Annotated in this window: 15 protein-coding genes and 2 pseudogenes; 7 read left to right on the top strand and 10 right to left on the bottom strand. The window is 65.0% G+C overall.

Annotation, left to right across the window (positions count from 1 at the left end; translation table 11 throughout):
• The first annotated feature begins 183 nt into the window (after nucleotides 1–183).
• Nucleotides 184–657 (top strand): carboxymuconolactone decarboxylase family protein, encoded by a 474-nt coding sequence (locus ACH4UM_RS17270; RefSeq protein WP_398179276.1) that lies wholly within the window; start codon nucleotides 184–186, stop codon nucleotides 655–657.
• Between the two features lie 201 nt (nucleotides 658–858).
• Here the strand turns inward: ACH4UM_RS17270 and ACH4UM_RS17265 are convergent, their stop codons facing one another.
• Nucleotides 859–1161 (bottom strand): hypothetical protein, encoded by a 303-nt coding sequence (locus tag ACH4UM_RS17265; RefSeq protein WP_398179274.1) that lies wholly within the window; start codon nucleotides 1159–1161, stop codon nucleotides 859–861.
• 159 nt (nucleotides 1162–1320) lie between these two features.
• On the opposite strand from ACH4UM_RS17265, the gene ACH4UM_RS17260 reads away from it, so the two are divergent.
• From ACH4UM_RS17260 to ACH4UM_RS17250, 3 genes are all read left to right on the top strand, one after another.
• Nucleotides 1321–1740 (top strand): Hsp20/alpha crystallin family protein, encoded by a 420-nt coding sequence (locus ACH4UM_RS17260; protein WP_398179598.1) that lies wholly within the window; start codon nucleotides 1321–1323, stop codon nucleotides 1738–1740.
• A gap of 239 nt (nucleotides 1741–1979) precedes the next feature.
• Nucleotides 1980–2153 carry a hypothetical protein gene (locus ACH4UM_RS17255; protein WP_398179271.1) on the top strand — a complete coding sequence of 58 codons (174 nt, stop codon included), beginning with the start codon at nucleotides 1980–1982 and terminating at the stop codon, nucleotides 2151–2153.
• A gap of 265 nt (nucleotides 2154–2418) precedes the next feature.
• Nucleotides 2419–2625, top strand: coding sequence for a hypothetical protein (locus ACH4UM_RS17250; RefSeq protein WP_398179268.1), 207 nt, complete (start codon nucleotides 2419–2421; stop codon nucleotides 2623–2625).
• Between the two features lie 45 nt (nucleotides 2626–2670).
• Here the strand turns inward: ACH4UM_RS17250 and ACH4UM_RS17245 are convergent, their stop codons facing one another.
• Nucleotides 2671–3093 carry a hypothetical protein gene (locus ACH4UM_RS17245; RefSeq protein ID WP_398179265.1) on the bottom strand — a complete coding sequence of 141 codons (423 nt, stop codon included), beginning with the start codon at nucleotides 3091–3093 and terminating at the stop codon, nucleotides 2671–2673.
• Nucleotides 3094–3179: 86 nt separating this feature from the next.
• Nucleotides 3180–3506 (bottom strand): hypothetical protein, encoded by a 327-nt coding sequence (locus ACH4UM_RS17240; protein WP_398179262.1) that lies wholly within the window; start codon nucleotides 3504–3506, stop codon nucleotides 3180–3182.
• Between the two features lie 38 nt (nucleotides 3507–3544).
• Here ACH4UM_RS17240 and ACH4UM_RS17235 point away from each other — a divergent pair.
• A pseudogene (locus ACH4UM_RS17235) lies at nucleotides 3545–4093 on the top strand (DUF5753 domain-containing protein); the annotation flags it as partial.
• Between the two features lie 80 nt (nucleotides 4094–4173).
• Here the strand turns inward: ACH4UM_RS17235 and ACH4UM_RS17230 are convergent.
• From ACH4UM_RS17230 to ACH4UM_RS17220, 3 genes and pseudogenes are all read right to left on the bottom strand, one after another.
• Nucleotides 4174–4835: pseudogene (locus ACH4UM_RS17230) on the bottom strand (HAD family hydrolase).
• A gap of 176 nt (nucleotides 4836–5011) precedes the next feature.
• Complete coding sequence (locus ACH4UM_RS17225; RefSeq protein WP_398179259.1) at nucleotides 5012–5209, bottom strand: DUF397 domain-containing protein; 198 nt, start codon at nucleotides 5207–5209, stop codon at nucleotides 5012–5014.
• Nucleotides 5210–6055 carry a helix-turn-helix domain-containing protein gene (locus ACH4UM_RS17220; RefSeq protein WP_398179256.1) on the bottom strand — a complete coding sequence of 282 codons (846 nt, stop codon included), beginning with the start codon at nucleotides 6053–6055 and terminating at the stop codon, nucleotides 5210–5212.
• 216 nt (nucleotides 6056–6271) lie between these two features.
• Here ACH4UM_RS17220 and ACH4UM_RS17215 point away from each other — a divergent pair, with 216 nt between their 5' ends.
• Entirely contained in the window at nucleotides 6272–6904 is a 633-nt protein-coding gene (locus ACH4UM_RS17215; RefSeq protein ID WP_398179253.1) for an ATP-binding protein, read from the top strand.
• 279 nt (nucleotides 6905–7183) lie between these two features.
• Here ACH4UM_RS17215 and ACH4UM_RS17210 read toward each other — a convergent pair whose 3' ends face one another.
• Nucleotides 7184–7642 (bottom strand): very short patch repair endonuclease, encoded by a 459-nt coding sequence (locus tag ACH4UM_RS17210; RefSeq protein ID WP_398179250.1) that lies wholly within the window; start codon nucleotides 7640–7642, stop codon nucleotides 7184–7186.
• A gap of 82 nt (nucleotides 7643–7724) precedes the next feature.
• Here ACH4UM_RS17210 and ACH4UM_RS17205 point away from each other — a divergent pair, with 82 nt between their 5' ends.
• Nucleotides 7725–8987 (top strand): DNA cytosine methyltransferase, encoded by a 1263-nt coding sequence (locus ACH4UM_RS17205; RefSeq protein ID WP_398179247.1) that lies wholly within the window; start codon nucleotides 7725–7727, stop codon nucleotides 8985–8987.
• A 27-nt stretch (nucleotides 8988–9014) separates the two neighbouring features.
• Here the strand turns inward: ACH4UM_RS17205 and ACH4UM_RS17200 are convergent, their stop codons facing one another.
• The 3 genes from ACH4UM_RS17200 to ACH4UM_RS17190 all read right to left on the bottom strand — a co-directional run bounded on the left by ACH4UM_RS17200 (nucleotide 9015) and on the right by ACH4UM_RS17190 (nucleotide 11865).
• A complete protein-coding gene (locus ACH4UM_RS17200) occupies nucleotides 9015–9878 on the bottom strand; it encodes an NgoMIV family type II restriction endonuclease (RefSeq protein WP_398179244.1) in 864 nt (287 codons plus the stop codon).
• A 13-nt stretch (nucleotides 9879–9891) separates the two neighbouring features.
• Entirely contained in the window at nucleotides 9892–10689 is a 798-nt protein-coding gene (locus tag ACH4UM_RS17195; RefSeq protein ID WP_398179241.1) for an HNH endonuclease, read from the bottom strand.
• Nucleotides 10690–10824: 135 nt separating this feature from the next.
• Nucleotides 10825–11865 carry an SEC-C domain-containing protein gene (locus tag ACH4UM_RS17190; RefSeq protein ID WP_398179238.1) on the bottom strand — a complete coding sequence of 347 codons (1041 nt, stop codon included), beginning with the start codon at nucleotides 11863–11865 and terminating at the stop codon, nucleotides 10825–10827.
• Between the last annotated feature and the right edge of the window lie 78 nt (nucleotides 11866–11943).

Raw genomic sequence — 11943 nt, 5'->3', positions numbered from 1 at the left:
GTCGGCCCGTCGGCCCGTCGGCCCATCGGCCCATCGGCCGGTGGCCTGCCGGGCCGGGCATCCAGGGCCGACCGGGTGAGATGCAGGTCACACCCGCTTCCTCCGCCGAGCTGTCACACCGCATGGGCCCGCTCCGTCGTAGGTGTGTAACCACGAAGCCAAGCCAGCAAGGAGAGGCCCACGATGGAAGCCCGCCTGAACCTCATCGACAACAGCGTCGCCGCCAAGTTCTTCCGGTACATCAACTCCGCCGGCAAGGTCGTGTCGGACTCCACGCTCCCCGCCGCGACCCAGGAGCTGGTGAAGATCCGCGCCAGCCAGATCAACGGCTGCGGCTTCTGCACCGACATGCACACCAAGGACGCCGCCCACGCCGGGGAGACCGCGATCCGCCTCAACCTGGTCGCGGCCTGGAGGGAGGCGAGGGTCTTCACCGACGCCGAGCGTGCCGCCCTGGAACTGACTGAACAGGGCACCCGCATCGCCGACGCCGCCGGCGGGGTCACCGAGGAGGCCTGGGCGAACGCCGCCAAGCACTACGACGAGGAGCAGTTGGCCGCTCTCGTCTCCCTGATCGCCCTGATCAACGCGTACAACCGCCTGAACGTCATCGTCCAGCAGCCGGCGGGCGACTACCAGCCGGGCATGTTCGGCTGACCGCGCCCCTCGCCCCATCGACGACGGCCCACGGCCGGCGGACGCCAGGCGACGACTGGCCGACGACGGCCGGCGGACGAGCGGCAACGGCTGACCGACGACGGCCGAGCAACGACGACTGACCGACGACGGCGGTCCGGTGGCGGACCCACCCCGAACGGGGTCGGGTCCGCCACCGGACCGCCGTCGACTGCCGACTGCCTACTTCCGCCGGTCGGCGACGGCCCAGGAGGCCAGCGCCACGGCGCCGGCGACGCCGAACACGGAGGGCCAGGCGCCCACCTTCTTGGCCAGCGGATGCGACCCGGCGAAGGCGGCGACGTACGCGGCCGAGAGCGCCCCCGCGGCCTTCGCGCCCGCCCGCTGCCGCCACTGCTGCGCGGCGGCGGCCCCGGCGACGGCCAGCACGGCCCCGCCCAGCTGCCGCTTCCTGGTCCAGCGGGCCACGCCGTAGCCGCCGACCAGCCCGCTCGCGGCGACCACAGCGCTGGGAACCCTCGCCATCACATGCCTCCTACGTTCCTGATGAACGCCATCGAGGCTAGCGCGCAGAGCTGCGCCCACGCCGAAACTGAGCCAAGGCTTGTCAACTTTCATCCTTCGAGCTATATAAGAAGTCGTAGGGCATCGCACTGCACCACCATGCGAGAGGAGTGACCCGTGATGCTCATGCGCACCGACCCGTTCCGCGAGTTCGACCGCCTCGCGCAGCAGGTCTTCGGTCCCACCCGACCGGGCCAGATGGCCATGGACGCCTACCGCTCCGGAGACGACTTCATCGTCCACTTCGACCTCCCGGGGATCGACCCGGAGACCATCGACCTGGACGTCGAGCGCAACGTCCTCAACGTCCGTGCCGAGCGCAAGTCCCCCGCCCCCGAGGGCGCAGAACTGATCGTCGCCGAACGCCCCACGGGCAGCTTCACCCGCCAGCTCTTCCTCGGCGAGACGCTCGACACGGAACGCATCGACGCCTCGTACGAGGCCGGTGTCCTCACGCTGCGCATCCCGGTGGCCGAAAAGGCCAAGCCGCGCAAGATCCAGATCGCCGGCGGCCCCGACCGCAAGCAGCTCAGCGGCTGATCCGGCGCCGCGCCCAGAGCGGCCCCCAGCAGTCAAGCGTCCCGCGGGCGAGCACCCCACCCGCGGGACGCGACCACGTACGGTCGACGAGGACCTGCTGCGCCGCATGCCGGATCAACTCCCGCCAGGCTACGCGTTGCTGCGGGCAGCTCCGGAGCGACGTACTTCCTGGCCGCCACCGTCGCGGCAGCCCTGTTGCTGACCACCACCAGCGCCCGGGAACGCTGCTGGCCCTCGCCGTGCCGGCGGCCGGCCTGGCCATGTGGCTGACCCAGTCCAACGGCCACGGCCTGGTCGCCGTCTACGGCTTCCTGCTGGGCGCGGCAGCCCTGTCCCTGACCCGTCGCCTGACCGACCGCCGAGCACCGGCCAAGTCCGCATGTCCACCTGCCGATTCGGGCGCAAGCAGTTAGTCCAGAAGTCTACTTCGCCGGAAACCTCAAATGTTGATCAATGAGGTTGAACCCGCAGATGCGGGGTCCGTAGATTTCCGATCGGCCAACGCGCCGCTGACCACGGCGTCGAAGTGCTCCGCGCACTGCACCACGCAAAGCAAGCAAAGGGAAACAGGCCAGGACCAAGGCTTGTTCCGACAGCACCGCTCGGCAGGCCCGCTCCGGGAGCGCATCCCGCGTACGCCGGCACTCAGGGGGTGCCGGAAAACGGGGGACGACCCACTTGCGCACCAGCACTTGCCGACTCAAGAAACGTGAGGCATCAATGATGCTGAAAACAGCTGTCTTCGTCGCCTGGGTGGCAATTCTGGCTCTGGCGAATACTTTCGTACTCAGCAATGACTGGGCGGAATACGCGTTCACTTTCGCCTCCGCCATGCTGATGACCTTTCTGCTGGCGAAGGTGAGCGGGGCACAGCGAGAAGGGTGAGGCACGGGTCGGCGGGCACCTGGATGTCTCGCGACCGGAGCCACGCTACGTTCCACCCGTACACCTGCGATCCAGTCCCGAACCCCGCCCGGCCACCTTCGCCGCCCGAGACACCTCGATCCGGCCGGTCATCAGAACCTCGTGGTTCGCGAAGAGAGCGCTCAGTGGGAAGCACCGGCGGATGTACGCCGTCCATACAGCGTTCGGCAGGTCATCGGATTTCACTATGCGGGCACGGCTGGCCTGGGTGAGGATCCATCTGGCCTGATCGTCCTCAGTAAAGCGTCTTCCTAGGTCTCGCGCGAGGCGCCACAGTTCGTCGCCGTCGCTGCGTCCGTCTGCAACGGCGACGAGGCCGATCTCGCCCAGGCAGCGCTGGTCGCCGGACTGGGTGGTGTAAGCGATCGTGACGCTTTCGAGGGGGAAGAGAGTCACGCGGCTGGTCGCGCTCAGCTCGGTCAGGGACACGGCGGTGAGTCCGTTCGGGCGCAGGGATGGGCGGGGCCGCCCTCGAGATGACGGCCCTTGCCCAGGGGGAGCGTTAGAGCGTCGGATCAGCAGCAGGGACCGTCGCCGCAGCAGGCGGGCGGGTTGCATTCGGCGCCCACACCCCACAGTCGCTCGTCGATCTCGAAGCCGGCTGCACGGATCTTGTCGACCACCGCGGTCATCAGGCCGCGCGTGCGGGTCTTGCTGTTTGGCTGGTGGTGAAGGAAGTAGCCGAAACGCTCCTGGCACCAGTTGGCGTACCAGTCGGTGTGAAGGATGAGCGTGTGCCATCCGGGATCGACTTGTTGAGACGGCGCCATGGTGGGGCCGGAGTGGGTTGTGCCCATCACGAAAACCAGAGCGAGGGCCTGATCCATGACCCGGTCGGCCACACACCGCTCCAGGCCGTACTCGTCGGCGCAGAACGCGGCAAGCAACCTACGTCGAGTTGTACGAGTCGACGCGGCTGTTCCGGATCTACTCACCCGCCCTTGTGCCCGGCTTGCTCCAAACCCATGGCTATGCAGAGGCCGTGCTCAGCAGCACCGCGAGGCTGCTCGACCTGCCAGACGACTCCAGAGAGGCCGCGGCCGCCCGCCTCGAACGGTCGAAGGTCATTCATAAGGCCGGGCACCGATTCGTGCTGCTGATCGAGGAAGGGGTCTTGTACCCCCAGCTGGGCGATGAGAACGCGATGGCGGCCCAACTCGGCTATCTGCTGACCGCAGGGGCACTGCCGTCCGTATCGCTCGGCATCATTCCCAAGGCGGCTAAGGACCGTGTCCTGTGGCCTCAGGAGTTGTTCCATGTGTATGACGACAGTCTTGTATCCGTGGAGCTGCTGTCCGCCCGGGTGACGATCACTCAGCCGTCTGAGATCGCCCTGTATCTCAAGGCCTTCGAGCAGTTGCGAAGCATGGCCGTCTACGGAGCGCATGCGCGTGCCTTGGTCGTGAAGGCGATAGAGACGCTGCATTGATCCACTCGGCGGGTTTCAGGCGGCGGGTCACCCCACTCCCCGAGCTTATAGACCCGGCCTGGGCGATTGGCTGGCAACCGTCAGCGCCCCGAGCTATTGAACTCCCGGATCAGGTACGGCAGCTCACGCAAGCCCTCGACCCGGAAGGTCGGCAGTTCCGTGGCTTCGGTGCTGTTCCACTGGATCGTCGACCAGGGGCCACCACGAACGAGCGCGGTGAACATCCCGGTCTGCTGGGCAGGGCGGATGTCGTTGTCGCACTGATCGCCGTCATAGAGGATCTCGTGGACTGCGAAGGGCACGGCATGGGCGATCCGTCTGAAGAACCTGGGGTCGGGCTTGCTTGCTCCCCAGTCGTCCGATGTGCCGATCAAGCGACATCACCCGAGAACAGCTCCCGCAGAATCCGTCCGGCCCGTACCGTCTGGTTCCCGGCTATACCGAGCCACAGTCCAGCGGCCCGCAGCGCCGCCAGAGTGGGTCGGACGTCCGCGTACAGATCACTCTCTCCAAACGACTCCGGCTGCTCCACAGCGGCCCGCTTCTCTCGCTCCTCACAGAGATCGAACCCGGGCCGGAACTCCTGAAAGGTCTCACGGCAGTCACGCCCCTGCGCGATGACCGCCCCGAACATCGCCGCGAACGTGTGCCGGGGCACGCCGAGCCAGTGGGCCCAGGTGCCGTACTCCCGGGTCTCGTCCACGAGACACTCACCGACGTCGAAGACCACTGCGCGGATCACGATGACAAGGTATCGAGGGCCTGCACTGCGTTGGTGGGATTACTGCGGCTGGACCATGTGAGTGCGGACGTTGCCAGTGGTGCCGTCGACCCCGAATCACGCTTGCGCGCCAACTCCGGGACTCAACGGTGCAAGATCCAGTGATAGTGCGGTGGGGACCGTGCGCCATTGGTGTATCACCCCACGCGGGATGTCACGAACCAGCCCCATGCCGACGGCGACACGGTGACCCAGGGGCCTTCCGGTTGCTTGGAGTCCCTGATGAGGACGCCCGGAGGAACGAAGGCGGCCTCAACACACTCGGTCGCGTTCCCACCGCTGTACGACGACTTGAACCAAGCAGGCTCAGGGCTGAACTCGGGATCGGCAAGCATCTACAGCTCCTTTTGGAGACGATGGATCAGGGTGGAGGAAGCCTCCATGTCCAACGCTTGTGCGCGGAGGTACTCGAACGCAAGTCTGTAGCGCTCCAGTTCTTCGTCTTTTTCCAGGAAGAGCGAGCCGGCATGGAAGTCGACGTAGACCACGTCCAGGGCTGACTCGTTGCCGCCGATGACGACGAAGCTGCCGAGAGCGGCGGAGTGAGCACCCTTGGAGAAGGGCAATACTTGAAGCGTGATGTGAGGAGACTCATTCGCTTCGAGCAGCCGGCCGAGCTGCTCCTTCATCGTCTCTGGTGAACCGACGACCCGGCGGATCACGGATTCGTCGAGGATCGCCCACAGGCGGGGCGGCTTCGGCCGAGCGAGGATCTCCTGCCGTTTCATGCGGATGTCCACCAGTCGTTCGATTTCGCCTGGCGCCAGGGGAATCTCGTTGGCTCTTTGCAGAGCGGTGCTGTAGGCGCGCGTCTGGAGAAGGCCAGGGACGTAGACGCACGAGAAGTGGTCTTCGCGCACCGCCTCGTCCTCCAGCGTGAGCAGGAGGTTCATGCTCTCCGGGATGGAGTCGGCGAAGGAACTCCACCAGCCCTGCTGCTTGGCATCCTTGGCGAACTTTACGACTGCTTCCCGTTCGGAGTCGGTGGCTCCGTACTCACGGCACAGCGCGTCGACGATGATCCATTTGACCGGGCCCGACTGGGTCTCGTACCGGCTGACCGTTGCCTTCGATACGCCAACCAGCCGCCCGGCTTCCTCGAGAGTCATCCCCTTAGTGGCACGCAACTTGCGCAGCATCGCGCCCAGTTGGCGGCGGCGTGTGGTGGTCCTTACGGACATGCGGCTCCTCCGTGCACAACCACGGGCAGCCGCCCGGGGCCTGAACAGGCTAGGCACCCCGACAGCCCGCTCACCACGAGATTCACTCGATTGATTCTGGTGAGAAGTTACACAGTGAGAGTTCTCTGTGCCATTCTCGCTAACGATCGCTACGCACTGCAGCCGTTCGGACACGGCAGGCGCAGCATGCGCGTGGCACGGGAGGGAGGACTGCTCATGCCTGGAGTCGACGCTAGTAACCGTCCGCATCGCTGCGTTCTGCCCTTTGAAGCACTGCCGGCGGAAGTCCGGCTGCTACGGAGGGCTGCCGCAGCGCAGTTGGACCAGTGGGGTGTGCCCACGGTCGGTGACGAAACAGCGCTTGTCATTACGGAGCTCGCAACGAACGTCATCAAGCATGTCGGCGAGGGCACTTCAGCCACCATGGTCCTGGAGTGGAAGCGTGAGCGCTTGAGGGTGGAGATGCACGACAAGAGCCGTGCGATGCCCTCCCTGCACAGCGCTGACTGCGATGCGGAGGGCGGCCGTGGCTTGAACATGCTCGCGGCCATGGCGATGGACTGGGGGACTGTCGTCACTGTGCTCGGCAAGGCAGTGTGGTGTGAGATCGCCCTGGGGCCGGAATCTACCTGGCGGCGTATCGAACGGGCCGTCGAGGTGCTCGAAAACTATGGGGCGATCACGGAAGGGCTTGGCTTTCAGGGACGAGGACGTGAGGCGGGCATCGTGGAGTCGGCGGTTGAGTTGATCGCAGACCTGCTCCACTGGGCCGCGTCCCGCGGTCATGATCCAGACGACATCCTCGACCGTGCGCAGATGCACTACGAAGCTGAAGCGGAGGCAGCCTAGGCGGCTGCCTGAGGAGACTAGTGAATCTGCTACCGAGAGCCGACGGCGGACACCGGGATTGTTCGCGACGTTCCCGTGGCACCTGTGGTAACAGCTGGCGCATTCGCAGTCCGAGACCGTGGATGATCTCCGACTGCTCCGGGCCAGAAAGGCGGAACTGTGGCATTCCTGTTTGGGCTACTGGCTGAGGAAGGGCTATGGCCGGGGAGTCCTGGCTTAGCCTGCTGCGACGGCGACAGCCGGTTCGTCTCGCAGGGGCAAGAGTGCCGGAACTGGACATCACCCAGCCCCTGGATCGCCAGCGGCAGCTCGGTCGAGCACGGTGATGATGCGCTCCGTGGCTTCCTCTGGAGCCTCGTGCTCCCAGACACGGATCACAGTCCAGCCTGCGGCGGTAAGAGCTTCGTCGGCGGCTCGGTCCCGCGACACGTTGCGCTCAAGCTTCGGCCCCCAGTAGCCGTTGTTGACACCGGGCTGCCGGCCGTGCTCGGGGCAGCAGTGCCAGAAGCAGCCGTCTACGAAGACAGCCACGCGTGCGCGTGTAAAAACGATATCCGGCCGTGGGCGGACGCCTTCTAGCTGAAGACGGACATCAACGCGGTACCGCTTCCCTGCAGCGTGGAGCAGGGAGCGGATCGCCCGCTCGGGCTTGGTGTCCCGTCGTTTGATCGCGGCCATGTTGCGTGAGCGGCCGGGAGTCGGCGGCGTCGGCACTGCGGGGTCAGGGCTGGGGCTCATCGCCTACACCGTAGCCCCAGTGTCAGACCCACAGTGTTTGATGGTTCAGGATGGTAGACCTGTGCAAGCTAGACGTGGAGGTATGAGCGTGGCTGATCTGTCGGCCGTGGAGATCTGCGCGGGCGCTGGGGGCCAGTCGCTTGGCCTTGAGCTGGCAGGATTCGACCACGCCCTCGCCGTTGAGCTGGACGAGAACGCCGTCAACACGCTTCGAGAGAACCGTGATTGGAAAGTAGTACACGGTGACGTCGCCGACGAGGGGCTCTGGAGCCCCAACGACTACGTTGAAATCGACCTCCTCGCCGGGGGAGTGCCCTGCCCTCCGTTCTCGATCGCCGGTAAGCAGCTCGGCGCAACCGACGAGCGTGATCTCTTCGCATGGGCGGTCGAATTGGCTGGCAAGATGAGGCCCCGGGCGCTCCTTCTAGAAAATGTGCGAGGCCTCTCAATGCCTCGCTTTTCCGCATACCGTCAGCACGTAAAAGACCGTCTCAGGGACCTGGGCTATTGGTCCGACTGGCAACTCTTCCATGCAAATGACTACGGTGTTCCCCAGTTGCGGCCCCGTTTCGTCCTCGTCGCCATGCGTCACGAAGACGCTCAATGGTTTGAGTGGCCTGAGAAAACCCCTACCCAGGACACCGTAGGAACCGCACTGCATCAAATGATGGCTGTTGAGGGATGGAGGGGTGCCGACGCCTGGGCGAAGAAAGCAAACGATATCGCACCTACCATCGTTGGTGGCTCAAAGAAGCACGGCGGTGCGGATCTCGGGCCAACCCGCGCTAAAGCGGCCTGGCGCAACCTCGGCGTAGACGCGATGGGAGTCGCCGATGGGCCACCGGATGCGTCGACCCCGGTGAATTTCCTGCCCAAGCTCACTACGGATATGGTGGCGCGCATCCAAGGATGGGGCAAAGCACGTGAGTATCAGTGGAATTTCACTGGACGCAAGACGACGAGGTACCGTCAGATCGGCAATGCGTTTCCTCCTCCCGTAGCACGTGCAATTGGTGCGTCCATTGCCAACGCGCTGAACCGCAAGGGCGAGCCGAAGCAACTGGCTGAAGTAGAGAATGAAGTCATGCACGACCGACTTTATCTTGCCTTGAAGGACGCGTCGACTGCACTTACGGAGACGGAATTGATGCAGCTCTCCGGTGAGAAGATGGACTCGTTGGCTTTCGAACGCCGGATGGCTATGCTCGCGCGAGATTTCGTGATCGACGAGGATGAGCAACTCGGAGGCCGTGCGTACCGGCTCGCAGGCTTCAAGGGCTTTACAGGCCAGGAAGACCACGAGCGGCACACGCGCTTCGCTGAGTTGCGATCCCGTATCAGCTAACTGTTCACACCGGCAACGGGCCTGCCGCTAGATGGCTAGATCGAGCGGCAGGTCGCTGATGTCGCGGAGACGTTTACCGGTAACCAGAGTGCGGAGCATGCTGACTGCCTCGTCGTTCTGTGTCGCATGTACTGCCATGATTAGCTCTGGCAGGGCGAAGTGATACACGGTGTCGATGTCGCCAGTGCCGAGCGCCAAGGACGCCAGTCTAGACGGTGATGGTTCTCCGGTGACGACCGCGATGTGCGGAGTGCGTCCTTTTCGGTTGCGGATCACGTTTAGGGCCTCGGAGCGCGCATTCTGGGCGCGGTCGCTGCGCAGTGTCCACTTGCATGAGACTATGGCATGGACGATGGGTTGCTCTTGGTTGACCTCCCTAATGACTGCATACCGGCCTGACTCCGAATCCACGAGATGTTGATCGCGGTTGATGATCTCGTCTGGCTCGGGATTTCGGAGTACCAGGATATCAGGGCTGATCTCATATGAGTTGCCCAGTACCGCGGAGAGATTTCGGTCGTTCTCAATCGCACTCGCGAGGTCAGCTAGGTGCTTGTAGGGCTCGTACCTGGAAATTCGATACTCGGCACGGGATCCGCCGACGTTTTCGATGGTCCAGGTGCCCGGGCGGAGAGATTGAAAGAGGGGGAACGCGTCTGATAGGAACCCTTCGATAGCTTCCTCAAATTGCTTTCCCACTCGCTGTCCAGTGAGCTTCTTAGGAATGGTGTGGGCGGAGAGATCTTGAGCAATTCTCAGTGCGATGCCTACGCTGGTCCTCTGGCTGCCGTCAGCGTTTGATGCCACACCATCAGGTGACAGCGAAAGTGTCTGCTCATCGACAAGATCTTTGTGGAATTTCTTCCTGGCTGCGGTAAGCGCCGCGGTCATGTGAGGAGTGCTCCTAACTAGAGACTGTTGGACTGCCTTGCAAGTAAGTGATGAGGTCGGCTTGCTCCCTGTGTGTGAGGACCCGCGCTAGATCGTGGACGCGGTCAAGATCTGAGCGCGTGCGTTCTCCTCGCCGCAGCCAGTTGAGCAGCGTTCGCTTATTTCCGCGGCTCATACGCCTGACCTGCGCCAGTACCTCGTCGTACTGCCTGGGGTCGGGGATCTCGTCTCGCACTGGCTCGTTGCACCGTGCACACTCGGTTCGCCAGTTGTCGATGTCGTCGGCGGCTCCACGAGCCCTCAAACGTTCCTGCGGTACCCGGTGCCCTATGGTGAGTCGTGCCTTGTTGTCGGGCTCGCCCGGGTACGATTCCCTAGCCGCGACCCCGCAGACAACGCAGCGCCAGCCGTCGCGGTCCATGACCTGGCGTCGAACGCGAGCCGATGGTGCGAATCGCCTGTGAGCTCTCCGGTCCTCATCTAGCCAGTACCGCGCGCCCTTGACCTGGACCCGGTACTCATCCCGTCTGAGCGAGCCGTCATCCTTGTACGACGGAATAACCCATCCCACTTCGCGCAGGGTGCGGAGACGGCGATTGAGGTGCTCCGACTTGCCGATGATGTCAGTGCCCAGCGCATCGCGGAGCTCGTTCATCGTGAATATGTCGCCGATTTCCTTGTTGAACCAGAGCCAGGCCGCTAGGCGTCGCTCTTGGCCGAATGGCTTGTTCCGAGTGCCCGGCTGGACTGTGAGCTCCCACCATGGCGTTCCGTCAGGGGCTATTGGCCCGTCGTGTGTGCTGGAGTCCATGCGCAGGAGTATGGCCGACTTAGTGGATCACTGCCTATCAACTGTCCCAAAAGGCTGTGACCGTCACTTTGAACTGCGTCGGGCCTGGTGGAAGCTCGATTTTCTGAGGCGCGGCCGCGCTCAGGCTTGCAGCAGTCAGGGTTTCTGGACGGCCGCGGCCGGTTCGGTGGTTCCGTGGCAGGCCGTGTATGTCCGGCCCGAACCGCACCAGCACTCCGCTCCCCGCTGCGGCGGCCAGGCGACCGCGCGGCCGCGGGCCGCCAGTGTCGTCGCGTACTGCGGCAGCAGGGTCGCGTCGGAGGGTGAGGAACCCTCCGAGGCCGCGAAGGCCTCGTAGGACGGGACCGTGCCGGTCACGATGCCGAGGTTCGGGGTGCCCGAGGAGGCCAGTTCCCGTAGGGACGCCTCTATGGTCGCCAGGTGGGCCTCGTGGGAGGGGTACTCGGACGCGAGGTCGGCGTAGGCCGACAGGAGTTCCTCCAGCTCCGGCGCCGGCCAGTGGAGGACCGCCACCGGGAAGGGGCGGGAGAGGGCCTCGCGGTAGGTGCCCAGTTCCGCGCGCAGGCGCGCGATCTCCGCTTGCAGTTCCGCCGGGTTCTCCGAGCCCAGGGACCAGACCCGCTTCGGGTCGTGGAGTTCGTCGAGGGAGACCGGGGAGGAGTGCAGGGTGTCGGCCAGCATGTCCCAGTCGTCGTGGGCCGCGCCCAGCATGCGGCGCACCCGGTGGCGGCCGAAGAGGAGGGGGTGGGTGGCGTACGGGGGTTCCTGGGCCTCCGACAGCAGCAGGTCCACCGCTTCCGTGAACGTCTTGTGCGCCGCCTCCAACTCGTCGTGGGACTCCAGGGACTCGGCGATGATCACCCAGGGGGCGGGGTCCCGGGGTGCGGTCGCCCGGATGCCGTCGATGATTGCCCTGGCCTCCGCCTCGTGGTCGTACTCCCAGAGGTTCGAGGCCTTCAGGGCTCGGACCAGGTGGGGGTTCTCCAGGCCGTCGGGGGACGACAGCAGGCGGTCGTAGAGCGTCGTCGCGGCAGGGCGGTCGCCGGACAGTTCCAGGTGGGCCGCGGCCCTGAGGAGGAGGGCCTCGGTGTCCTCGGGGTACAGGCCGGCGGTCCGCTCCAGGCGGGCCGCCTCGGCGGCGTGATCGACGTTTTCGGCGGGCGTGTCGGGGCGCATGGGGGACACCGTACTGCCGTGCGGTGACAAAGGTGAGGTATCTGCAGGCCAGGCACCCTGCCGCAGCCAGGCCTCCAG

Origin of the sequence: Streptomyces sp. NPDC020801 (assembly GCF_044334385.1) — a bacterium.
Lineage (GTDB): Bacteria > Actinomycetota > Actinomycetes > Streptomycetales > Streptomycetaceae > Streptomyces.
This window is presented reverse-complemented; position numbering and strand designations above follow the sequence as displayed.